Genomic DNA, 23,035 nt, shown 5'->3' with positions numbered 1-23,035 from the left:
CGGACCGACGGCAGTCGGACCGGCAGTACTTCACACCGACAGTGCTTCCCGCCGACAGCGGTTCAAGCCGACAGCGGTCGGACCGGCAAGGGTCAGACCGAGGACAGCCCGGCCCGCTCCTCCACCAGCGCGGCGATCCGGTCGATCACCTGCTCCAGGGTGAGGTCGCTGGTGTCCACCAGGACCGCGTCCGTGGCCTGGGCCAGCGGGGCCGTCTCCCGGGAGGAGTCGGCGGCGTCCCGGCGGGCGAGATCGGCGGCCATCGCGGTGATGGTCGCCTCGTCCACGCCCTTGGCGCGCAGCTCGGCCGCACGACGCGCGGCCCGGGCCCCCTCGGACGCGGTCAGGAAGACCTTGACGGTGGCGTCCGGGAAGACCACGGTCCCCATGTCCCGGCCCTCGGCGACGATGCCCCGCTCGGCGACCTCGGCGCAGCCGCGCTGCAGCTCCACCAGCCGGGCCCGCACCGCCGGCACCGCAGCCACGGCGCTGACCTGCGCCGTTACCTCGGGGCCGCGGATCGGGCCGGAGACGTCCTGGCCGTCCACCGTGATGGTGGGGCCGTCGGCGTCCGTGCCCGACACGATCACCGGCTTGCCGCACGCGACGGCAACCGTCTCCGGGTCGTTGACGTCGACCTCGTTGGCCAGCATCCACCAGGTCATCGCCCGGTACATGGCGCCGGTGTCCAGGAAGCTCAGGCCCAGCCGGGCGGCGACCGCCCGCGAGACGGTCGACTTGCCGGAGCCGGAGGGTCCGTCGATGGCGACGACGACCGGGGCGTGCGCTCGGTCGGCAGTGTCCACGGGGGCGAACCTCTCTCTGAGCATGGGCGCCGAAGCCTGCACAGGCGGACGGCCGGGGATTGTCTCCCTCAAGGTTAATGGACCGCCGCCGTGACGAACTCCGCCGCCCGCCCCACCCCTGCCGGCAGAGCCCCTCAGAGCCCCGGAAAACCCCCGAAGCCCCGAGCCCCCGAGCCCCGGAAATCCCCCGAGCCTCCGAGCCCGGGAACACCCCGGAGCCCCCGGGGCCCCCGGAACCTCAGTCCCGCACGCTCCACCCGCTCGCCCGCAGGGCCTTCACCAGCCGCTTGACCGCCGTCGGCGCCACCGACAGCTGGACGAAGCCGACCTGCTGCCCGGTCGAGTGCTCGATGTCGACGTCCTCGATGTTGACCCCGGCGTCGCCGACCTCCCCGAACAGTCGGCCCAGCTCGCCCGGCTGGTCGCCGAGGACGACCGCGACGGTCTCGTACCGGGTGGGCGGCGCGCCGTGCTTACCGGGGATCCGGGCCTGGCCGGTGTTGCCGCGGCGCATGACCGCCTGGATCCCGGCCGCGCCCGCCCGCCGCTCGCCCTCCTCGGCGGCTTCCATGGCGCGCAGCGCGGTGACGGTCTCGCCGAGGTCGAGGGCGACCGCGTCCAGGATGTCGGCGACCGCGCCCGCGTTGGCGGAGAGGATGTCGACCCACATGCCGGGGTTGGAGGCGGCGATCCTGGTGACGTCGCGCACGCCCTGGCCGGAGAGCCTTATGGCGGTCTCGTCGGCGTTCTCCAGCTGGGCCGCGACCAGCGAGGACACCAGCTGCGGGGCGTGGGAGACCAGGGCGACGGCGCGGTCGTGCTCGGCGGCGTCCATCACGATGGGCATCGCACCGCAGAGCGCGACCAGCTCCAGCGCGGCGTTGAGCGTCTCGGTGTCGGTGTCGGCGGTCGGGGTGAGCACCCAGGGGCGGCCCTCGAAGATGTCGGCACGGGCGGCCAGCGGGCCGGAGCGTTCGCGGCCGGCCATCGGGTGGCTGCCGATGTAGTGGACGGTGTCGCACCCGAGCGCGGCGACCTCGCTGCCGGGGCCGGCCTTCACGCTGGCGACGTCGGTGTACCAGTGCGCCAGGTTGCGGCGCTGGCAGTCGGCGAGGACCTTGCCGACCAGTGCGGGCGGGACTGCGATGATCGCCAGGTCCACCGGGCCGTCGACCGGTTCGGTGGTGCCCGCGCCGAGCGACTCGGCGGTGCGGGCGGCGTCCGGGTCGGCGTCCTCCAGATGGACGGTCAGGCCTCGAGCGGTCAGGGCGAGCGCGGCGGAGGTGCCGATCAGTCCGGTGCCGACGACGACGGCAGTGCGCATGGCGGGTCGCTCTCCTCATCACGATTCTCGACAGGTGCCGGGACCGTCCGGGAGCACCCGCGCCCCATCCTCCCTCATCGGCCGCGCCGAAGTCCTCACCTGCCACCCGGCAACCACGCGGGCAGTTCCCGGCAGCTCCCGGCACCGGCAACCGCGACGATCCCGCCCCCGTCCCATCCAGTGCACGCGCCGCGCCCGGAAATCCGGCGACGCCCGTACCGAAGCCGGGCAGACTGGCCGCCCGGGGAAGGCCCGGACGAGCAGCCGGGCGGATGAACGAGCGAGCGCACGTACGGGCAAGCGGGCAAGCGCGGAACCCGCGTGACACGACGAGCGGCACGCGGCAGGCAACACGCGAACGAAGGGGTTGCGCATGGACGATCAACACAGCAGTCGGACCGGGCAGACCAAACCGCCGGCCGTACCGGCCCATCCGTCGGTCCTGGACTCCGTGGTGGTGTACGCGGAGGGCGCGGTGTGCCGCCGCCGGGCGACCGTCCCGGTTCCGCGCGGCGGGCGGCTGCGCCTGACCGGCCTGCCGACGTCCCTGGACGGCCGTTCGCTGCGTGCCCGGGTGCTCGCCGGACCGGCCGGCACGGCGGTCACCGAGGCCCGGCTGGAGCGGCAGGCCGAACTCCGCAGGCCGGGCGAACTCTCCGAACTGCAACGGGAGTTGGACGAGGCCACCGAGCACCGCAGCGTGCTCACCGAGCGCCGCCGGCTGGTCCTCGCCACCATCGCCGACACCGCCGCCCTGCGCGCCGTACCGCCGCAGCACCGGCCCGAGGAGCCGCTGCGCCGGACGCCCGCCGACGCCTGGCTGGAGCTCGCCGACTTCGTCGACGAGCGGCTGGCCGCCCTCCAGGAGCGCGCCGAGGAGCTCAACCGGGAGATCGAACTCGCCGACCACAAGCTCGACTTGGCAGCCGACCGGCTGGAGCGGGCGTCCACCGCCGACCGGGCCGAGCCGGTCGCGACCGCCGCCACCGTCCTGCTCACCCTGACCACGAGCAGCACCACGAGCAGCACCACGGACAGCACCACCGCCGAGGGCAACACCGGCAGCACCACCACCGAGGACGCCACGGACAGCACCACCGCGACCCTCGACCTCGAGCTGGAGTACGGCGTCCCCGCCGCCCGCTGGGTGCCCACCTACCGCCTGTCCCACCGGAGCGGCTCCGACGCCGGCCGCCTCGTCCTGCGCGCCGGCGTCGCCCAGCGCACCGGCGAGGACTGGACGGGCGTGCGCCTCGCCCTCTCCACCGCCGACCTCGACCGCCGCACCGACCTGCCCCGGCTCGCCTCACTGCGGATCGGCCGCAGCCAGCCCGCCCCGCCGCCCTCCGGCTGGCGCGAGCCCCCGGCCGGCCTGTCCGACCTGTTCACCGGCTACGACGCGGCCGACGCCCAGGCCCCGCGCGGACAGGCCCGCCGCGAGGACCGCCGCAAGGCCGCGGTGCCGCCTCCGGTCCCGCCCGGGGCCGCCCGTCTCGCCGGCCCCGGGTCGTTCGCCCCCCGGCTGGGCGGGGCCCGCCCGTCCGGCCCCCGTCCGGAGGCCCTCGCCGGGGCGGAGGGCGCCCCACCCGGGCCCTCCGGCCCGTACGGCGGCGGCAGCGGCAGCGGCGGCGGCACCCTGAGCGCCGACGAGCCGACGCCCGCGCTCCCGCCCGCCCCGGGCGGCTTCGCCGGCTACGGCGGCCCGCCGCCGCCCGTCCCCGCCGCCTTCGCTCCCGCCGCCTCGGTCCCCGCCGCCGCCCCGCTCCCGCAGGCCCCGGGCGGGCGCGCGCCGGAGGCGGCCCGCCGCTCCCGCCGGAGCCGCCTCGCCGTCCCGCCCCCGGCCACCGGCTTCGCCCCGGACACCACCCTGCTCGACTATCCGGACCTCGTCCTGGCCGGCCCCGACGAGGCCACCGCCCGGCGCGGCGCCCTGCACCCCCGCCCCGAGCGGGTCGAGCGCGAGGAACTGGACCGGACGCTGCCCGGCGGCAACCCGGGCGAGCAGATCCGCCGCCTCGCCCTCCCCCGCCACGCCGTCCCGCCCCGCAAGTCGGCCGGCTCCTTCGATCACCGCTTCGACGCCGCCGCCCCGGCCGACATCCCGTCCGACGGCACCTGGCACACCGTCACCGTGGACGAGATCCCGCTCACCGTCCGCCCCGAGTACGTCACCGTCCCCGCCGTCGAGGAGAAGGTGTACGCGACCCTGGTACTCGCCAACCGCACCGACCGCGCCGTCCTGGCCGGCCCGGTCGAGGTCACCGTGGACGACGAGTACCTGCTCACGGCCGCCCTGCCTACCCTGGCGCCCGGCGGCATGCGTCGCCTGGGCATCGGTGTCAGCGAGAGCATCGAGGTGGCGCGCCGCACCGAGCTGCGCGAGTCCACCACGGGCATGCTGAAGGGCAACAGCACGGTCCTCGACCACCGGGTGCACATCCGGCTGGCGAACCGGCTCGGCCGCGCCGTCACGGTGGAGGTCCGTGAGCGCGTGCCGGTCACCTCCGATGCCGAGATCCGGATCGAGGAGCGGGCCGACTGGCAGGCTCCGACCGTCTCCACGCCGGAGTGCCCGCCCAGCACCAGGCTCTGGCGGGTCGATCTGCCGCCGGGTGGCAGCACCGAGCTGGACGGCGGCTACCTGATCAAGATCCCGGCCGGAAAGGCCATCGTCGGCGGAAACCGGAGGAACTGATCATGACCGGAGAAACGACCGGGGAAACGACCGGAGCCCTGCCCGGACACACGACCGGAGAAGCAACCGGGCAAGCGACCGGACAAGCGACCGGAGCCACGCCCGGAGCGACGAAGCCCCTCCCCGTCACGGCCGTCACCTGCCTGGAGGACCGCAGCCAGGTCGAGCGGTCGACGACGGTCGCCCTCGCCGCGGGCGTCCAGCGGCTGCGTCTCGGCCCGCTCACCGCCCTCGCCGTCGACCGCACCCTGCGCGCCGAGTCCACCACGCCCGGCGTCCGCGTGCTGGACGCCCGGCTGGTCCGCACCTGGTCCCCGCGCGCCCCGCTGCCGCCCGGCCCGGACGACTCCGACCTGCGCCACCGGCTGCACCGGCTGGACACCGAGAGCCGCCTGGCCGACCAGACCCGGGCCCGGCTGGAGGCCCGGCTGGCCCTGCTCGCCCAGCTCTCCGCCGACCTGCTGCGCGAGATCGGCGAGGGCGCCGGTGTCGGCGAGCTCGAACGCACCCGCTGGTCCCGCGAGCTGGACCGGGTGGACGCCGAGCGCGAGCGCTACGGCGAGGAGCTGCGCGCCGTCCACTCCCGGCTGCGCCGCCTGGAGCAGGAGCGTTCGCAGGCCCTGACCGCCCTGGACGAGGCCGAGGAGGACCCGGCCGAGCTGGTCGCCCACCTGGACCTGACGGTCGAGGCGGCGCAGCCAGGCCCGGCCGGGCTGACCGTCTCCCACCTGGTGCCCTGCGCGCTCTGGCGCCCGTCGTACCGCGCGACCCTGGACGGGGGCGGGCTGCGCCTGGAGTCGGAGGCGGTGGTCTGGCAGCGCACCGGCGAGGACTGGACGAACGCCCGGCTCACCTTCTCCACCGCCCGATCCGCCCTCGCCACCGACCCGCCGGCCGTCGCCGAGGACGTCCTGATGCTGCGCGAGCGAACCGACGAGGAGCGCCGCACGGTCGAGGTCGAGCTTCGCGAGGAGGCGATCAGCGAGCTCGGGCCGACCTCCGAGGTCCCGGGTGTGGACGACGGCGGCGAGGTCCGGGTGCTGCCGGCGCCGGCCCCCGCGACCGTGCCCTCCGACGGCCGGGCGCACCGGGTGCCGCTCGGCGCCTTCACCGGCCCGGCGAGCAGCGAGTACGCCTGCGCCCCGGAGCTGTCCCCGCTGGTCACCCAGGTGGTCCGGTTCCGCAACGCGGCCGGGCATCCGCTGCTGGCCGGCCCGGTCGAGCTGGTCCGCGGCAGCGGCTTCACCGGCCGGGGCGAGTTGCGCTTCACCGCCACCGGCGCCGACGCCGAGCTCTCCTTCGGCAGTTCGGACGGCTACCGGGTGGTCCGCGAGACCGAGGAGCGCCAGGCCACCGCGGGCCTCACCGGCCGCCAGACCACCACCCGCACGGTGCGGCTGCGCCTGTCCCGCTTCTCCGGCCCGGAGGAGCGCGACGAGCGGATCGTCACGGTGCGCGAGCGGGTGCCGGTCTCCGAGGTGTCGGCGGTCGAGGTCCGGCTGCGCAAGGAGGAGTGCGCTCCGGCTCCGGACGCGTTCGACGCCGAGGGCATCGTCCGCTGGGACGTCCCACTCGGCCCGGGCGCCCGCCGCACCCTCACCCTGGTGTACGAGATCACCGCCTCCGCCAAGGTGGCCGGACTCTGACCGCCGCCCGGCGGGTACTCCGACCACCGTCCGGCGGGTGACGGCCGCTCAGGAACAAACCCGGAGACAACGGGTAGAAAAGGAAACATGATCCTCCACCTCGCACCCCTGGACGACTGGCTGGCCGACCCCGGCCGCCCGTACGCCACCGCTTCGCTGCTCACCGACGGGTTCATCCACTGCTCGGCGGACGAGCAGACGGCGCTCGCGGTGGCCAACGCCTTCTTCGCCGACACCCCCGACCCGCTGATGGTGCTGCTGATCGACGAATCGCTGGTGGAACCGATGGTCAAGTGGGAGGCCCCGCACGGCGCCCCACCTCCCGGGGCCACCCCCGACGTGCTCTTCCCGCACATCTACGGGCGGCTGAACCGCACCGCCGTGGTCGGTCTGGAGAAGATCGAACGGGGCCCGGACGGCCGCTGGGCCTCCCTCACCCCCTGGAGCTGAACCTCGAGCTGAACCCCGGGCTGAACCCGAAGCCGAACCCCGGAGCCGAGCTCACAGCCACCCCCGCTCCCGGGCCGCCATGCCGGCCTGGAAGCGGGTGGTGGCGCCCAGCGAGCGCATCAGGCTCTGCAGCCGGCGCTGGGTGGTCCGGGCGCTCCAGCCGAGCGAGCGGGCGATCGACTCGTCGGTGAGTCCGGCGGCCAGCAGGCCCAGCAGTTTGCGGTGGTCGGCCTCCGGCTCCAGCGACGCGTCCGTGGTGCCGATCGCGGCCTGTAGTCGGACGGCCCGCTCCCACTCCGCCTCGAACAACGTGTCCAGGGCCTGGAGCAGCGCCGAGGGGTGGATCACGTACGCGGCGTCCAGCACGCTGTCGCCGACGCTGATCGGGATGATCGCCATCCGGTCGTCCGAGATGATCATCTTCATCGGCAGCGTCGGCCGGACCCGAGCCTCCTCGCCGTCCGCGACCCCGATCAGGATGTTCTTCTCCAGCCGACCGGGCCAGGCCACCGCCTCCCGGTCGTAGATCGTCCGGAACTTCACGCCCTCGCGCAGCCGTCGCCGCTGCAGCGGCATCGGCGCCACCGGGTCCTGGATGTACGGCGGGCGGTCGAAGCCGCGCACCTGGTACTGGCTGGTGTCGGTGATGTGCTCCAGCCGCTGGGCGATCGCCTCGCCGCCGGTCAGCACCTCCACCGAGTGCGCCGGGTCGGTGTAGCGCGAAGCCTCCCGGAAGGCGTCCATCAGCCGGTGCATCTCGGCCCTGGCCTGCCGCAGTTCGGATTCGCGGTGGCCGATCAGGGTGCCGATCGCGACGTCCGGCGCGACCGCCAGGTAGCGCTGCCGGTCCACCGGCGCCCGGGTGGCCATGCCCTGCTGCGCCAGCCGGTCCAGGGCGCGCACGCCCTGCTGGAGCGTCAGGCCGCAGCCCTGCGCCAGTTCCTCCGCGGTGGACTGCGGATTGGCCACCAGCGCCGCGTACACCTGCCCGTCCGGCTCGGGCAGTCCCAGTGTGCCGAGGGCCCGTCCGCTGACCCGCCCCAGTGGTGCATCGGACACGACGCCGTCTCCCCCTGTTCGCCCTGATCCGCCCCACCGGTGCCCGTGCCGGCGCAAATCTGCCACGCGACGCGGTGGTGGCCCGGCGGCCATCCTCGGCTACGGATCATGACGCTGACAAGGCCGTGACCAGCGGTTGCGTCCCGGCTCACACGACCCGCACACGCCCCACACCCCACAGGGCCCGCACACGCCGCACCGCCCGCCACCCCCGTACAGCCCGCCCCACCCAGCCTTGGCGGCCCGCACCGCCCGCACGGCAAAGGGCCCCCGGCCGCAGCACGGCGACCGGGGGCCCTCAGGGGCGGGCGAACGCGACGGCCTACAGGCCGACCTCGCGCATCAGCTGGCCGACCTCCGGGTTGGTCAGGCGGCGCAGCCAGCCCGACTTCTGGTCGCCCAGGGCGATCGGGCCGAAGTGCGTGCGCACCAGCTTCTCGACCGGGAAGCCGGCCTCGGCCAGCATCCGGCGGACGATGTGCTTGCGACCCTCGTGCAGGGTCACCTCGACCAGGTAGTTCTTGCCGACGTTGGAGATCACCTTGAAGCTGTCGGCGCGCGCGTAGCCGTCCTCCAGCTCCACGCCCTTGGCCAGCTGCTTGCCCAGGTCGCGCGGGATCGGGCCCTGGATGGCGGCCAGGTAGGTCTTGGTCACGCCGTACCGCGGGTGGGTGAGACGGTGGGCCAGCTCGCCGTGGTTGGTGAGCAGGATGATGCCCTCGGTCTCGGTGTCCAGGCGGCCGACGTGGAACAGCCGGGTCTCCCGGTTGGTCACGTAGTCGCCCAGGCACTGGCGCCCGTCCGGGTCCTCCATGGTGGAGACCACGCCGGCCGGCTTGTTCAGCGCGAAGAACAGGTAGGACTGGGTGGCGACGGTCAGGCCGTCCACCTTGATCTCGTCGTTCTGCGGGTCGACCCGCTTGCCCTGCTCGGTGACGCGCTTGCCGTTGACCTCGACCCGGCCCTGCTCGATCAGCTCCTCGCAGGCGCGCCGGCTGCCGATGCCGGCCCGGGCCAGCACCTTCTGCAGGCGCTCGCCCTCGGGCTCGCCGAAGGTCTTGGGCAGCTTGACGGCCGGCTTGTCGTGCCGGGCGAGGACGGCGTCCTCGATCTTGGCCTGCAGCTCGCGCGAGCGCTGCGGCTGACGGCGCGGGTCACCCGGGGCGCCCTGGCCCTCACGGCGCGGACGCGGGGCCGGGCCGGGGCGCCGGCCGGCGAAGCCGCCGCGGGCGGGGGTGGCATTGGGGCCGCCGCCGAACTCGGGGCGGTCGTACTTGCGCTCCTCGGGCCGCAGCGGACGGTCCGGGAAGCGGCGGTCGTCACGCCGGTCGTCGCGTCGGTCGTCCCGACGGCCGTCCCGTCCGTACGAGCCGGAGCCGCCGCGCGAGCCCGAAGCCGAACCCGAACCCGAGCCGCCACGGCCGCCGCCGCCCCCGTAGGAGCCACCGCCGTACGAACCCCCGCGCGCGCCGCCCGAGCCGCCGCGGCCACCACCGCTGCCGCCGCCGTAGGAGGAGGAGCCCCCGCCCCGGCCCCCGCCCTGTCCGCCGCGACCGCTCCCGCCGCCGCTGCTGTTCCTGCCGTTGCCACTGCTACGCATCAAAGTGTCCGTACGTCGTTCCGTCTGGGATGTGCGGTCGTTTCGGCCGACCTCACCGCCCCCTACCGATCGGGCCCGGCCCGACCGGCCTCGCCACTGCCGTCCGCGGACTGCGCGGCGGCGACCGCCTCCGCGATCATCGTGCCCTCCAGGGACTCCGCTTCCACGTCGTCGACCTCGGGCAGGAAGGGAGCAAGCTCCGGCAGCTCATCCACGCCGCGGAGCCCCATCCGTTCCAGGAAGTAGTTCGTCGTCCGATACAGGATCGCACCTGTTTCGGGCTCGGATCCGGCCTCTTCCACCAGTCCTCGCTGTACCAGGGTACGCATCACGCCGTCACAGTTCACACCGCGGACGGCGGAAACCCGCGATCTGGACACCGGCTGCCGGTAGGCGACCACCGCCAGAGTCTCCAGCGCCGCCTGGGTGAGCCGGGCCTGCTGGCCGTCCAGGAGGAAGCGATCGACGGCCGCGGAGCAGGTCTCCCGCGTGTAGAACCGCCAGCCACCGGCCACCAGCCGCAGGTCGAAACCGCGGCCCTGGGCGGTGTAGGAGGCGGACAGCTCGCGCAGCGCCGCCGCCACCTCGGCCCGGGGCCGCTCCAGCACCCCGGCCAGCCGCTCCTCCGCCACCGGCTCGTCGACGACCATCAGGACCGCCTCCAGCTCGGCCCGCAGCCCGGGGCCGGCGGGCTCCCCCGGGTCGGCCGACAGCCCGGGGCCGACCGGCTCCTCGACACCGGAAGTCGACGGAGCCGACTTCTGGTGTACCACCCGGGCGTCCGGATCCACCGGATCCACCGGATCCACGAAGCCCACCGGATCCACGGGGCCCACCGGCTTCACGGGGTCCGGCAGCAGCGCGAAGGCCGGCTCCAGCCACTCCTCGACCCGCGGCTGCCCCCGCAGCCCCAGCGGGCGCCGCACCGGCCGCCCGCCCTCGTTCCCGCCGCTCATCGCCGCTCGTCCTCCTCCGCCTCGCCCGAGGCATCTCCTCCGGCCTCGCCCGCAGCCTCGCCCGCCGGCCGGTCGAACTCGTCCGTCACCTCGACCACGCCCCGGCCCTCCTCGGCCACCCAGCGCACCCGCAGTTCGCCGAGCGCCTCCGGCTGCTCGAAGGCGAGCACCCGCTCCCGGTACAGCTCCAGCAACGCCAGGAAGCGGGCGACCACGACCAGGGTGTCCGGCGCGTCCTCCACCAGCCGCTGGAACGACGCCTCGCCCAGCGCTGTGAGCAGCCCGACCACCAGCCCGGCCTGCTCCCGCACGCTGACCGGCGGGGTGTGGATGTGGTCCACGTACACGACCGGCTTCGGCCTGGGCTCCATCGCCTTGGCCGCCAGCTCGGCGAGCCGCTGCGGACCGATGGTGATCACCACCTCCGGCAGCAGCTCCGCGTGCCGGGGCTCCAGCCCGACGGCCCGCGGGCGCCGCCGCAGCTCGGCGGCCCAACGCTCGCCGAACAGCGCCGCCGCCCGCTTGTACGCCCGGTACTGCAGCAGCCGTGCGAACAGCAGGTCACGGGCCTCCAGCAGAGCCAGGTCCTCCTCGTTCTCGACCTCCGCCGCGGGCAGCAGCCGGGCGGCCTTGAGGTCGAGAAGCGTGGCGGCCACCACCAGGAACTCGGTCGCCGCGTCCAGGTCCCAGTCCGGCCCCATCGCCCGGATGTGCGCCATGAACTCGTCCGTGACGGTGGCCAGCGCCACCTCGGTGACGTCCATCTTGTGCTTGGCGATCAGGCTGAGCAGCAGGTCGAAGGGGCCCTCGAAGTTGTCCAGTCGCACCCGGAACCCGCCCCGCGACCCGTCCTCGGTCGCGCTCACGGCGGTTTCAGCTGGTTCGGCGGTGCTCGGCATGACGGTCCATCTTCACCCGTCCTCGGCCCCCGTCCCGCCCCGGGCCCCCCGACACGCCGCCCGACGGCCCCGCCCGCGACTCTCAGCCCCGCACACAGGCCCTCGCAGCCCACCGGACCCGCAGGGGGCCCGCGCCCCCGGAAAAGGCCCTCCAGCGCCCGTCCCAGACCCCGTCGGCCGCCGAGACCAACCATTGGCCCCATACCGGCGGACATCGCCCCCGAGGCAAGCGGCCTCATGAGCCCGACTCATGACCCTCGGCGCCGAACCAGGGCCGCACCCCACGAGCCCGGCTCATGACCCATGAATGCCCGACCAGGAACCCCACGCCCGAGGCAACAACCCCATGAGCCCGCTTCACAGCCCTTGGCGCCCAACCGCCCACCGACGGGCCTCCGGCGCCGCGCCGGGCCGATGGCCCCTCGACGCCCTGCGGCGGCCCTGCCGGACCCACCGTGCCGCCCTCCGGACCCACCATGCCGCCCTGCCGGGCCTGCCCCGGGCCTGCGGGCCCGCCCTGCCGCGCCCTACCGTCCGCGCAGGCGCCGGACCAGGATGGAGGCCTCGCCGCGCTGCTCCAGGTCCGCCAGGACGACCGCGATGGCCTCCCGGACGATCCGTCCACGGTCCACGGCCAGGCCATGCTCGCCGCGCAGCACCAGCCGGGCGTGCTCCAGGTCCATGAGCTCCTCGGCGGACACGTACACGGTGATCTTCTCGTCGTGCCGTTCACGCCCGCTGGGCCGACGCGGCGCGCGGCCGCGCGGCCGGGCGCGCCCGGCGGCGCCGGCCTGCTCCTCGGCGGCACCCGCGTGCGTCCAGGCCGCCGGGGCGGCGGCGCCTCGGCCGCCGGGCACGGTCTTCCCGGCCGCCGGGGCACCCGACACGGCCTGGGACCCGCCCGGCCGCTGGACGGGCGGCTGCGCGGGCGCCGGCACGGCGGCGGACGACTGCTGCTCCGGCGTCAGCCGCCGGTCACCCTGGGAGCCCTGAGACCCCTGGGGGCCCTGCGCCCCCGGGGAGCCTTGGGCGTTCTGGGCGGACTCGGCGCCCTCGGCGCCGTCCGGGCCGTTGACGGTCCGCGCGGTCTCCGGTCTGGATGCCTCGGCGGCCGAACGCGACGCGAGGGACGGCGACAGCGCCATCCCTCCCGTGGTCCGGAACAGCTCGTCGGCACCCGGGAGACTCACTCGGCGGGGCGGCACCGGTCGAGCACCTCCCTGGCGAGCTGGCGGTAGGCGGCGGCCCCGACCGAGTTGGTGGCGTACGTGGTGATGGGCTCGCCGGCGACGGTGGTCTCCGGGAAGCGCACGGTCCGCCCGATGACGGTGTGGAAGACGTGCTCGCCGAACGCCTCGACGACCCGCGCCAGCACCTCACGGCTGTGCACGGTGCGCGAGTCGTACATGGTCGCGAGGATGCCGTCGAGGCGCAGCTCGGGGTTGAGCCGCTCGCACACCTTCTCGATGGTCTCGGTCAGCAGCGCGACACCGCGCAGCGCGAAGAACTCGCACTCCAGCGGGACGATCACGCTGTGAGCGGCCGTCAGCGCATTGACCGTCAGCAGGCCCAGCGAGGGCTGGCAGTCGATGATGACGTAGTCGTAGTCGGGCAGCAGCGGCTTCAGGGCGCGGGCCAGCGCGGACTCCCGGGCCACCTCGCTGACCAGCTGCACCTCGGCGGCGGAGAGGTCGATGTTGGACGGCAGCAGGTCCATGCCCGGGACCGCGGTCTTCAGCAGCACCTCATCGGCCGTCAGGCCCCGCTCCATGAGCAGGTTGTAGACGGTGACGTCCAGTTCCATCGGGTTGACGCCGAGGCCGACCGAGAGCGCGCCCTGCGGGTCGAAGTCGACGAGCAGCACCCGGCGGCCGTATTCGGCCAGCGCCGCGCCCAGGTTGATGGTCGACGTGGTCTTGCCGACGCCGCCCTTCTGGTTGCACATGGCGATGATCTGGGCGGGGCCGTGCTCGGCGACCGGCGCGGGGATCGGGAAGTACGGCAGCGGCCGGCCGGTGGGGCCGACCCGCTCGCGGCGCTGGCGCGCGGCGTCGGGGGCCAGCGTGGCGGCGTACTCCGGGTCCGGCTCGTATTCGGCGTCCGGATCGTCGTAGGCGCCGTAGGCGAACTCGCCGTAGGCCAGGCCGTAGGCCGCCAAGTCGGCGTCGTGATCGGTCACCGTGGTCACCTGCGCTGTGTTCTGGCGTGCTTCGAAGGTGCGGAGTGCGACCGAGCCGACCTCGGCCGAACCCACGGAGGGCTGCCGGGCCCCGGGCTCCACACTCGGCTGGCCGGCGGTGTGCTCCGCCAGTCCTGGCTGACCACCCCCGGGAGCAATTGTCGACTCATTCACAAGTCGTCTTACCTCCTTGGGCATCCCGGACTCTATGTCGATTCGTCAGCGTGGCAGCATGCCGACGGTTTGCGACTCTAGGCCGTTCAAGGCGTTCGCAGCAACACAATCCACGGTAGTGGGCAGGATGTGTCGACTATCAGGCGGGCTGCTGTCAAGGGATGAGTGGGTCAATGACCCCGACGTTTCTGCGGGCGGGTGACGTGACCGACGGAAATTGACGACAGAGCGACCTACCTGCTCCACCCACCGTTCACGGGCACGGCGAAGCCCCCGACCCGAAGTGATCGGGTCGGGGGCGAACGACCGCCGTGCGGTCAGGCGGTTCAGGCGAGCACGCTCTCCAGGGTGACCGACTCCAGGCCGAAGGCCTCGGCCACGGCCGGGAAGGTGATCTGGCCCTCGTGCACGTTCAGGCCCTTGGCGAGCGCCGGGTCGCGGCGCAGCGCCTCCTTCCAACCGCGGTTCGCCAGCTCGATGACGTACGGCAGCGTGGCGTTGGTCAGCGCGTAGGTGGAGGTGTTCGGGACGGCGCCCGGCATGTTGGCCACGCAGTAGAAGACCGAGTTGTGGACCTGGAAGGTCGGGTCGTCGTGCGTGGTCGCGTGCGAGTCCTCGAAGCAGCCGCCCTGGTCGATGGCGATGTCGACGAGCACGGAGCCCGGCTTCATGCGGGAGACCAGCTCGTTGGTGACGAGCTTGGGGGCCTTGGCGCCGGGGATCAGCACGGCGCCGATGACCAGGTCGGCCTCGAGGACGGCCTTCTCCAGCTCGAACGAGTTGGACATGATGGCCTTGATCTTCGTGCCGAAGATGCGGTCGGCCTCGCGCAGCTTGTTGATGTCGCGGTCCAGCAGGGTCACGTCGTAACCCATGCCGATGGCGATGGTGGCCGCGTGCCAGCCGGAGACGCCACCGCCGACGACGACGGCCTTCGCCGGGTGGGTGCCGGGCACGCCGCCGGGGAGCACGCCGCGGCCGCCGGCCGGACGCATCAGGTGGTACGAGCCGACCTGCGGGGCCAGGCGGCCCGCGACCTCGGACATCGGGGCGAGCAGCGGCAGCGCGCCGTTGCCCAGCTGCACGGTCTCGTACGCGATGGCGGTGGTGCCCGAGGCGATCAGCGCGTCGGTGCCGGCCCGGTCGGCCGCCAGGTGCAGGTACGTGAAGACGGTCTGGCCCTTGCGCAGCCGGTGGTACTCGGAGGCGATGGGCTCCTTGACCTTCAGCAGCAGGTCGGCGGTGGCCCACACCTCGTCGGCGGTGGGGAGGATGGTGGCGCCGGCGGCCACGTACTCCTCGTTGGGGATCGAGGAGCCGAGACCGGCGTTGTCCTCGATGTAGACCTCGTGTCCGTTGCGGACCAGCTCATGCACGCCGGCGGGCGTGATGGCCACGCGGTACTCGTGGTTCTTGACCTCGCGGGGGATGCCGACCTTCACGGCTAAACACGTCCTCTTGCCATGGGGGTCCCGACCGGAGAAGTCCGGTGGGCTGCGCGCACGGGGGGAAGCCTCCGGGCAGCCCGGGGCGGGGATCGCTGCGCGACTAGGTCCGAGTGTAATGAAGCCCAGTCGGCGTGTCAGCCTTCCAAAGTGAATAAATTTCCCGCACACATTGGCAGGTTCGTAGGCTTCCCCTGCGACTTACCTACCAAAGACGTCGCAACCGGGCATCTTCGACAATACCTCTGAAACGCCCGTCACCACCCGGCGTCGACGCGTTCCCGCAGGTCCGCGAGGGCCGCCCCGACGGCTTCCCGGGCGCTGTCGTCGCCGATCCTGCGGAGCACCGCGAGGGCAGCCCGGTACTCGCGGTCCGCCTCGTCGAAGCGGCGCTGGGCGGTGTGTGCCTCGGCCACCCGGGCCAGCAGCCGGGCCTCGGCCGCGTGGTCCCCGAGCGCCTGCCGCAGGCCGAGCGCCCGCCCGTACCAGTCGGCGGCGCGCACCGCGTCGCCGAGCGCCCGGTGGCAGCCGGCCGCGCCCTCCAGGGCACGCGCGCAGAGCGGTTCGTCGTCGGCCGTCCGGGCGTGCTCCAGGGCGGCCCGGTAGTGCGCGGCGGCCTGCTCCCAGCGGCCCGCCGAGACCTGCAGGTCTCCCAGGTTGAGCAGCGCGGCCGCGGCCCGGCGGGGCCGGCCGTTGCGCTCGGCGACGGTCAGCACCAGCTCGTGCAGCCGGTAGAGGTCCACGGGGGCGGCGGCGCCGGTCAGCGGCAGCGACCGCAGCAGCGCGGTGACCAGCCGCCCGGCCGAGCCGTCCAGGTCGCCCTGGCCGATCGCGTCGGCCACCGCGCCGAGCAGCAGCTCCCGCTCGCCGAGCAGCCACGCGCGCGCGTGCTCGGCCGAGCGCAGCCGCAGCGCGGACGGCAGCGGCTCGGGGGCGGGGGCGCCCGCCGGGTCGAGCAGCGCGCGGGCCGACTCGGTGAGCCGGACCAGCCGCTCCAGCAGCCGGGCCCGGGCGAGTTCGGTCTCGGCGGGCCGGTCCTCCTGCTCGCGCAGCCGGACCAGCCGGGGGTAGAGCCGCCCGGGCACCCGGTAGCGCGGGGTGCCGTCGGCGGCCGGCGCCTCCTCGCCGAGCAGTTCCCGCTCGGCGAGCGCGGCCAGTGTCGTGGCCGCGTCCGGCACCGGACAGCCGACCAGGGCGGAGGCGGTGCGCGGGTCGGCGGTCTGCGCCGGGGCCAGGGTGAGGGTGCGCAGCATCCGTGCCTGGGCAGCCGGCAGCCCGCGGTACAGCAGGGTGAACGCGCCGAGCAGCGGGTCGTTGTCGGGGACGGGCACCGGCTCGGCCGGCCCCGGGCCGGGCTTCACCCACGCCGCCGGATCGCCCGCCGACTCCGCACCGGGGGCGGCCCCGTCCTCCTCCCCCTTCTTCTTGGACGCGTTCCTCGACGCGTTCCTCGGCGTGTTCTTGGACGCGTCCTTGGACGTGCTCTTCGACACGTTCTTCGGCGCGCCCGTCGACGGCGTCGCCTTCTCCGCCCCCGCCCTCGGGGCGCCGTTCGCGCCGCCCTCGGACCCCGGCGCCGTCTCCTCCCCCACCACCCGGTTGAGCTCACGCGCCGCGTCGGTGACCGCGGTCTTCGCGCTCCCCCGCAGCCACCCCGCCATCAGCCGCAGTGTGGCCGGCCGGGCGGCGCAGGCCTCGGCCAGGTCGGCGGCGCCGACCGGGTCGCAGGAGACCCGGGTGCCGCCGACCAGGTCGGCGAGCAGTTCACCGGAGGCCGTCCGGTCCAGTCCGCCGAGGATCACCGGGTCGATGTCCTCGATGCCGGTGAGCGGCCCGGCGGTGGTGGCGAGCACCAGGCAGCCGGGTTCGTCGGCGAGCAGCGGCCACACCTGCCCGGCGTCCCGCACGTCGTCCAGGACGAGCAGCACCCGCAGCCCCGCCAGCGCCTCGCGCAGCGCGACGCAGCCCGGCTCGTCCCGCCCGTCCTCGACCGCCCCGGGCAGCGGTACGGCCGACTCCGGGTCGAGCTGTTCCAGCAGCAGCCGGGCGGCCCGCGCGGGCGGCACCCGCCCGCCGTCCGGGGCGGACAGCCGGGCGAACAGCACGCCGTCCGGGTAGTCGGCCGCGACGGTACGGGCGAAGCGCGCGGCCAGCGCGGTCCGCCCGGAGCCCGGGCGCCCGGCCAGGACCAGGACCGGGCAACGGCCGCTGGCCGGACGGGCGGCGGCCGCCCGCAGCGCGGCGAGTTCGGCGCGCCGCCCGACGAACAGCGCGGGCCCGGCCGGGAGCCGGTCCAGTCCCGGGGCGGCCCCGGCGGGCGCGTCGGGGCCGGGGTCCATCGTCGCCGTCTTCCTCGCCACGCGTGCCACTCCCGATGTCGTTCCGCGCTCGGCACCCGGCGCCGGCATCCGGAGTTCGGCATCCGGCGCTGGCATCCGGTGCTGGGCATCCGGACGCGGCGCCCGGTGCTCAGCGGAGGCGGCCCGGAACGGGCGCCCTGTCTGCGAAGCGTAGTTCGACCGTCCGGCTCAGCCGAGGTGACATCCGGTCGTACGAACCGGCAAATCACCCGGGCGAATCAACCGGGAGGTTCGTTCACGCCTCGAAGGGCCGGGCCGGCCAAGGCGAGTCCGCCGGGCGCAGCGCGTTGAGCCCGTCCGGGCCGGTGAGCGCGGCGTGCACGGCGAGGGTGCCGGTGACCAGGGTCGGGTTGTGCAACTGCCCGGCCTGGATCAGTCCGATCAGTTCCGGCACCGGCACCCAGGCGACCTCGATCTCCTGTTCCTCGCCCTCGGCCGCGTAGCGCTCGCCCTCGGCCGCCGACAGGTCGGTGGCCAGGAACATCCGCAGGGCCTCGTCGGTGCCGCCCGGGGAGGTGTAGTAGTCGGCGAGGATCCGCCAGGTGCCGGCCTTGCAGTGCGCCTCCTCGTACAGCTCGCGCTGGGCGGCGTGCCACGGGTTCTCGCCGGGGACGTCGAGGAGGCCGGCGGGCAGCTCCCACAGGCGCTGGCGCACGGGGTGGCGGTACTGGCGCAGGACCAGCACCCGCTGCTCGTCGTCGAGCGCGAGCACCGAGACCGAGCCGGGGTGGGTCTGGTAGTCGCGGCGGGCCCAGCTGCCGTCGGGCATCCGGACCTCCTCGCTGCGCACGCCGGTGACCTTGCCCTGGAAGGGCGTCCCGCTCGCCCGGACCTCCCACTCCTCGGCCACGTCGGCGATCACCAGGTGGCTCTGCTCGTCCATCACTCTCCCCTTTTCGTCAGTACGACACAATCTAACGCCGAACGGCGGCCCCGCGGGAATCGCGGGGCCGCCGTCCGGTGAACGACCGAGGCCGAGGAGGGGAAGACTACGCGGAGGCCGCGGTCTTGATCTCGATGGCGGCCTTGACCAGGCCCGCGAACAGCGGGTGCGGGCGGGTCGGGCGGGACTTCAGCTCCGGGTGGGCCTGGGTGGCCACCAGGTAGGGGTGCACCTCGCGCGGGTACTCGACGTACTCGACCAGGTCGCCCTTGGGCGAGAGGCCGGAGAACATCAGGCCGGTCTTCTCCAGGTCCGCGCGGTAGGCGTTGTTGACCTCGTAGCGGTGGCGGTGGCGCTCCTCGACGTACTGCTCGCCGCCGTAGACCTCACGGACGATCGAGCCCTCGGCGAGCTTGGCCGGGTACAGGCCCAGGCGCATGGTGCCGCCCAGGTCGCCCTTGCCGTCGACGATGGCCAGCTGCTCGGCCATGGTGGAGACGACCGGGTGCTTGGCGGCGGCGTCGAACTCGGTGGAGTTGGCCTCCGGCAGGTCGGCCAGGTTGCGGGCCGCCTCGATGACCACGCACTGCAGGCCCAGGCACAGGCCCAGCAGCGGGACCTTGTTCTCGCGGGCGAAGGTGATGGCGCCGACCTTGCCGTTGACACCGCGGTCGCCGAAGCCGCCGGGGATGCAGATCGCGTCCACGTCGCCGAGCTGCTCGCGGGCGCCCTCGGGCGTCTCGCAGTCGTCCGAGGTGACCCACTTGATCTCGACGCGGGCGTTGTTGGCGAAGCCGCCGGCGCGCAGCGCCTCGGTCACCGACAGGTAGGCGTCGGGCAGGTCGATGTACTTGCCGACCAGGGCGACCTTGACGATGTGCTGCGGCTCGTGGACGCGGCGCAGCAGGTCGTCCCAGGTGGTCCAGTCCACGTCGCGGAACGGCAGGTCGAGGCGGCGCACCACGTAGGCGTCCAGGCCCTCGCCGTGCAGCACCTTGGGGATGTCGTAGATCGACTTGGCGTCGATGGCCGCGACCACGGCCTCCTCGTCCACGTCGCACATCAGCGAGATCTTGCGCTTGATGGCCTGCGGGACCTCGCGGTCGGCGCGCAGCACGATGGCGTCCGGCTGGATGCCGATGTTGCGCAGCGCGGCGACGGAGTGCTGGGTGGGCTTGGTCTTCAGCTCGCCCGAGGGGCCGATGTACGGCAGCAGGGAGACGTGCACGAAGAACACGTTGTCCCGGCCGACCTCGTGGCGGACCTGGCGGACGGCCTCCAGGAACGGCAGCGACTCGATGTCGCCGACGGTGCCGCCGACCTCGGTGATCACGACGTCGACGTCCTCGGTCGCCATCCGGCGGATCCGGGACTTGATCTCGTTGGTGATGTGCGGGATGACCTGGACGGTGTCGCCCAGGTACTCGCCGCGGCGCTCCTTGGCGATGACGGTCGAGTACACCTGGCCGGTGGTGACGTTCGCCGAGCCGTGCAGGTTGGTGTCCAGGAACCGCTCGTAGTGGCCGATGTCCAGGTCGGTCTCGGCGCCGTCGTCGGTGACGAACACCTCACCGTGCTGGAACGGGTTCATGGTGCCCGGGTCCACGTTCAGGTACGGGTCGAGCTTCTGCATCGTGACGCGCAGGCCGCGGGCCTTGAGCAGCGCTCCGAGGCTGGAGGCGGTGAGCCCCTTGCCGAGCGAAGAGGCGACACCCCCGGTGACGAAGAGGTGCTTGGTCGTCACGGCTCGGCCGTTCGCTGCCTTGCCGGAATGGGGCTGTGCCAAGAGGGGGCTCCCGTGGGTCGCGTGTCGAAGGTGACGTGGGCGGGAGGCTCGGGGTTCGCCGGGCGACGGAGCCGGGTGCGGTGCACCGCGCTCGAAGGGTCGCCGGTTCGGCTGGTCCGGGGCGTTTTGATCCCGCCGGTCCACGGGATACCAGGGTAACAGTGACCCGACCGGGACGCCGTCCGGCCCGCGCGCGCCACTCCGGAGGCGCACGCCGGGCGCACCACCGGCGCATCATCCGCCGCATGCGTCACACCGGTCGCACAACCTACCGGACCGGGTCAGGCCGCGGCTTCCGTCCGGGTCATGGCGGCTCCTCCGTAAAGGCCACCCGGAGGTGATCCTTCCGGACCATCCTGCGCCACGCCCCCGCGATGCACGGCATTTCCGCCGAATTGCGGCGCCACATCGGGCTGCGCCCGCGTGCTTCGCCCCTTTCGTCCGTCGTAAGCTGCTCGGACGCATCGCCGACAGCACGAGCACGCGGAGGGCGTGGGAGCGTCAGGACACTCCCGGTCCCCGATGCGCGACCGGACCTCCCCGTAATTTCAGCTCATCCCCACCCACCCAGGGACTCGAAGAGCCCCGCGCGGACACTCCAGCAAGGCCTGCCACCACCCCCGGCAGGCCGGACGTCCCGGGGTGGACCCCCGGCCCCGCAGACCGCTCGCTCTCTCCGCTCGCCGATGCCCTGACCACATTGCGAACTGGAGATCCACGTGGCCGGCCGTATCGAGGACTACGCACTCATCGGGGACATGCAGACCGCTGCCCTGGTCAGCAGGGACGGGGCGGTGGACTGGCTCTGCCTGCCCCGCTTCGACTCGCCGGCCGTGTTCGCCGGCCTGCTCGGCACCGATGAACACGGCTTCTGGCGGATCGGGCCCGCCGAAGCCGTCCTGACCGAGGTCCCCGCCCCCGCTGCCACGGCCCCCACCGGCGCGGCCCCCACCGGCGCGGGCCGACTCCGCGTCGCCGACACCGCCGACCTGCGCGTGCCCCCGCCCACCGCCTCCGCCCCCGCCGTGCCCGCGGACCGCCGCCGCTACCGGGGCGACTCGCTGATCCTCGAGCAGGAGTGGGACACCCAGGGCGGCACCGTCCGGGTGATCGACTTCATGCCGCCGCGCCCGCTGGCCGGCCGCGACGCCGTCCCCCAGGTGATCCGGATCGTCGAGGGCGTGGTCGGCACCGTCCGGATGCGCTCGGCGGTGCGGATGCGCTTCTCGTACGGCCGCATCGTGCCCTGGGTGCACCGGGTCGAGCAGGCCGACGGCAACCACCGCACCGTCGCCGTCGCCGGGCCCGACTCGGTCTGGCTGGACGGCGCGGCCGACACCTACGGCCGCAACCTCACCACCTACGCCGACTTCACCGTCACCGCCGGTGAGCGGATCGCCTTCGCCCTCACCTGGCAGGCCTCCCACCTGGAGGCGCCCACGGCCCCGGACGCCGAGGAGATGCTCGACGCCACCGCCGACTTCTGGCACGAGTGGGCCGACCAGTGCACCTACCAGGGCCCCTACCGCGAGGCCGTGATCCGCTCCCTGATCACCCTCAAGGGCCTCACCTACGCCCCCACCGGCGGCATCGTCGCCGCCCCCACCACCTCGCTGCCCGAGGACATCGGCGGCGAGCGCAACTGGGACTACCGCTACACCTGGCTGCGCGACGCCGCGATCACGCTCTCCTCCCTGCTGCGCACCGGCTACCGCGAGGAGGCCAAGGCCTGGCGCGAGTGGCTGCTGCGCGCCGTCGCGGGCGACCCGGAGAACCTGCAGATCATGTACGGCATCGCGGGCGAGCGCGAGCTCACCGAGTCCTCGCTGGACTGGCTGCCCGGCTACGAGGGCTCGCAGCCCGTCCGGGTCGGCAACGGCGCCGCCGGACAGCTCCAGCTCGACGTCTACGGCGAGGTCGTGGAGGCCCTGCACCTGGCCCACATGACCGGCCTGGTCCGCAACGACCACGCCCACCACCTGCAGCTGCGCCTCATCGACTACCTGGAGGAGCACTGGCAGGAGCCGGACGAGGGCATCTGGGAGGTCCGCGGCCCGCGCCGGCACTTCGTCCACTCCAAGGTGATGGCCTGGGTCGCCGTCGACCGCACCATCAAGCTGCTGGAGCAGACCCCCGAGGACGCCCCCGCCGACGGCCACCTGGAGCGCTGGCGCGAGCTGCGCGACACCATCCACCGGGACGTCTGCGACAAGGGCTACGACCCGGAGCGCAACACCTTCACCCAGTACTACGGCGGCAGGGAGCTGGACGCCTCGCTGCTGCTCATCCCCCAGGTCGGCTTCCTGCCGCCGGACGACAAGCGGGTGATCGGCACCATCGAGGCGATCCAACGCGAACTGTCCACCGAGGACGGCTTCGTGCTGCGCTACCCCACCCACGACGAGAGCGGCAACAACGTGGACGGCCTGTCCGGCCACGAGGGCGCCTTCCTGGCCTGCTCGTTCTGGCTGGCCGACGACCTCGCCATGATCGGCCGGGTGCAGGAGGCCCGCGACCTGTTCGACCGGCTGCTCTCGCTGCGCAACGACATCGGCCTGCTCGCCGAGGAGTGGGACCCGCGGCTCAAGCGCCAGGTCGGCAACTTCCCGCAGGCCTTCAGCCACGTCCCGCTGATCGACACCGCCCTGCGGCTGACCGCCTGCGGCGCCGCCTACCTGTCCGCCCAGCCGGACGGCCTGGCCGCCGACCGGGTCGAGCAGGCGACGGTCTGACGGTGTGGGGGCCTGTCCTCCCGAGGACAGGCCCCAGCCGC

General features: G+C 73.9%; 16 protein-coding genes. 4 read left to right on the top strand and 12 right to left on the bottom strand.

Features of this window, described 5'->3' with window-relative positions; all coding sequences use genetic code 11:
- Positions 1-92: 92 nt before the first annotated feature.
- Positions 93-806: a (d)CMP kinase gene (cmk, locus tag ACZ51D_RS32670; protein ID WP_360500509.1), complete on the bottom strand. Its 714-nt coding sequence runs from the start codon at positions 804-806 to the stop codon at positions 93-95.
- Positions 807-1,044: 238 nt separating this feature from the next.
- Positions 1,045-2,130, bottom strand: coding sequence for a prephenate dehydrogenase (locus ACZ51D_RS32665; RefSeq protein ID WP_360500506.1), 1,086 nt, complete (start codon positions 2,128-2,130; stop codon positions 1,045-1,047).
- Positions 2,131-2,503: 373 nt separating this feature from the next.
- Between ACZ51D_RS32665 and ACZ51D_RS32660 the strand changes: the two genes are divergently transcribed.
- The 3 genes from ACZ51D_RS32660 (at position 2,504) to ACZ51D_RS32650 (ending at position 6,921) form a co-directional block, all read left to right on the top strand.
- Positions 2,504-4,825 carry a DUF4139 domain-containing protein gene (locus ACZ51D_RS32660; RefSeq protein ID WP_465623804.1) on the top strand — a complete coding sequence of 774 codons (2,322 nt, stop codon included), beginning with the start codon at positions 2,504-2,506 and terminating at the stop codon, positions 4,823-4,825.
- A 2-nt stretch (positions 4,826-4,827) separates the two neighbouring features.
- Positions 4,828-6,471 carry a mucoidy inhibitor MuiA family protein gene (locus ACZ51D_RS32655; RefSeq protein ID WP_465623805.1) on the top strand — a complete coding sequence of 548 codons (1,644 nt, stop codon included), beginning with the start codon at positions 4,828-4,830 and terminating at the stop codon, positions 6,469-6,471.
- Positions 6,472-6,558: 87 nt separating this feature from the next.
- Positions 6,559-6,921 (top strand): DUF952 domain-containing protein, encoded by a 363-nt coding sequence (locus tag ACZ51D_RS32650; RefSeq protein WP_360500499.1) that lies wholly within the window; start codon positions 6,559-6,561, stop codon positions 6,919-6,921.
- A 51-nt stretch (positions 6,922-6,972) separates the two neighbouring features.
- On the opposite strand, the gene ACZ51D_RS32645 is transcribed toward ACZ51D_RS32650, so the two are convergent.
- From ACZ51D_RS32645 to ACZ51D_RS32600, 10 genes are all read right to left on the bottom strand, one after another.
- The gene (locus tag ACZ51D_RS32645) at positions 6,973-7,980 is read right to left on the bottom strand and encodes a helix-turn-helix domain-containing protein (protein ID WP_465623806.1); all 1,008 of its coding nucleotides are present in this window, start codon (positions 7,978-7,980) and stop codon (positions 6,973-6,975) included.
- 322 nt (positions 7,981-8,302) lie between these two features.
- Positions 8,303-9,580: a pseudouridine synthase gene (locus ACZ51D_RS32640; protein ID WP_465623808.1), complete on the bottom strand. Its 1,278-nt coding sequence runs from the start codon at positions 9,578-9,580 to the stop codon at positions 8,303-8,305.
- Positions 9,581-9,642: 62 nt separating this feature from the next.
- Positions 9,643-10,230, bottom strand: a complete 588-nt coding sequence (gene scpB, locus ACZ51D_RS32635; protein WP_396289408.1) for an SMC-Scp complex subunit ScpB — start codon at positions 10,228-10,230, stop codon at positions 9,643-9,645.
- Between the two features lie 302 nt (positions 10,231-10,532).
- On the bottom strand, positions 10,533-11,435 hold the full coding sequence (locus ACZ51D_RS32630) for a segregation and condensation protein A (protein WP_465664286.1): 903 nt from the start codon (positions 11,433-11,435) through the stop codon (positions 10,533-10,535).
- A 527-nt stretch (positions 11,436-11,962) separates the two neighbouring features.
- Positions 11,963-12,580, bottom strand: a complete 618-nt coding sequence (locus tag ACZ51D_RS32625) for a hypothetical protein (protein ID WP_465623811.1) — start codon at positions 12,578-12,580, stop codon at positions 11,963-11,965.
- Positions 12,581-12,621: 41 nt separating this feature from the next.
- Positions 12,622-13,689, bottom strand: coding sequence for a ParA family protein (locus ACZ51D_RS32620; protein WP_030245868.1), 1,068 nt, complete (start codon positions 13,687-13,689; stop codon positions 12,622-12,624).
- 425 nt (positions 13,690-14,114) lie between these two features.
- Positions 14,115-15,230 (bottom strand): alanine dehydrogenase, encoded by a 1,116-nt coding sequence (ald, locus tag ACZ51D_RS32615; protein ID WP_360500484.1) that lies wholly within the window; start codon positions 15,228-15,230, stop codon positions 14,115-14,117.
- A 260-nt stretch (positions 15,231-15,490) separates the two neighbouring features.
- Positions 15,491-17,593 (bottom strand): AAA family ATPase, encoded by a 2,103-nt coding sequence (locus tag ACZ51D_RS32610; protein WP_465623812.1) that lies wholly within the window; start codon positions 17,591-17,593, stop codon positions 15,491-15,493.
- A gap of 235 nt (positions 17,594-17,828) precedes the next feature.
- On the bottom strand, positions 17,829-18,476 hold the full coding sequence (locus ACZ51D_RS32605) for an NUDIX domain-containing protein (protein WP_465623814.1): 648 nt from the start codon (positions 18,474-18,476) through the stop codon (positions 17,829-17,831).
- A 106-nt stretch (positions 18,477-18,582) separates the two neighbouring features.
- Positions 18,583-20,220 carry a CTP synthase gene (locus tag ACZ51D_RS32600; protein WP_360500477.1) on the bottom strand — a complete coding sequence of 546 codons (1,638 nt, stop codon included), beginning with the start codon at positions 20,218-20,220 and terminating at the stop codon, positions 18,583-18,585.
- 761 nt (positions 20,221-20,981) lie between these two features.
- Between ACZ51D_RS32600 and ACZ51D_RS32595 the strand changes: the two genes are divergently transcribed.
- Positions 20,982-22,994 (top strand): glycoside hydrolase family 15 protein, encoded by a 2,013-nt coding sequence (locus tag ACZ51D_RS32595; protein WP_465623816.1) that lies wholly within the window; start codon positions 20,982-20,984, stop codon positions 22,992-22,994.
- Positions 22,995-23,035: the final 41 nt, after the last annotated feature.

Source organism: Kitasatospora sp. NPDC033851, from assembly GCF_055576085.1.
Note: the sequence above shows the minus strand (reverse complement) of the source record. Positions and strands in the feature narration are given on the sequence as shown.

Excerpts from the sequence above, each read along its gene's own strand:
- ACZ51D_RS32605 (WP_465623814.1), bottom strand. The coding sequence starts at position 18,476 with ATGGACGAGCAGAGCCACCTGGTGATCGCCGACGTGGCCGAGGAGTGG.
- ACZ51D_RS32630 (WP_465664286.1), bottom strand. The coding sequence starts at position 11,435 with ATGCCGAGCACCGCCGAACCAGCTGAAACCGCCGTGAGCGCGACCGAG.
- ACZ51D_RS32640 (WP_465623808.1), bottom strand. The coding sequence starts at position 9,580 with ATGCGTAGCAGTGGCAACGGCAGGAACAGCAGCGGCGGCGGGAGCGGT.
- ACZ51D_RS32665 (WP_360500506.1), bottom strand. The coding sequence starts at position 2,130 with ATGCGCACTGCCGTCGTCGTCGGCACCGGACTGATCGGCACCTCCGCC.
- ACZ51D_RS32625 (WP_465623811.1), bottom strand. The coding sequence starts at position 12,580 with ATGGCGCTGTCGCCGTCCCTCGCGTCGCGTTCGGCCGCCGAGGCATCC.
- ACZ51D_RS32655 (WP_465623805.1), top strand. The coding sequence starts at position 4,828 with ATGACCGGAGAAACGACCGGGGAAACGACCGGAGCCCTGCCCGGACAC.
- ACZ51D_RS32650 (WP_360500499.1), top strand. The coding sequence starts at position 6,559 with ATGATCCTCCACCTCGCACCCCTGGACGACTGGCTGGCCGACCCCGGC.
- scpB (WP_396289408.1), bottom strand. The coding sequence starts at position 10,230 with ATGGTCGTCGACGAGCCGGTGGCGGAGGAGCGGCTGGCCGGGGTGCTG.
- ACZ51D_RS32660 (WP_465623804.1), top strand. The coding sequence starts at position 2,504 with ATGGACGATCAACACAGCAGTCGGACCGGGCAGACCAAACCGCCGGCC.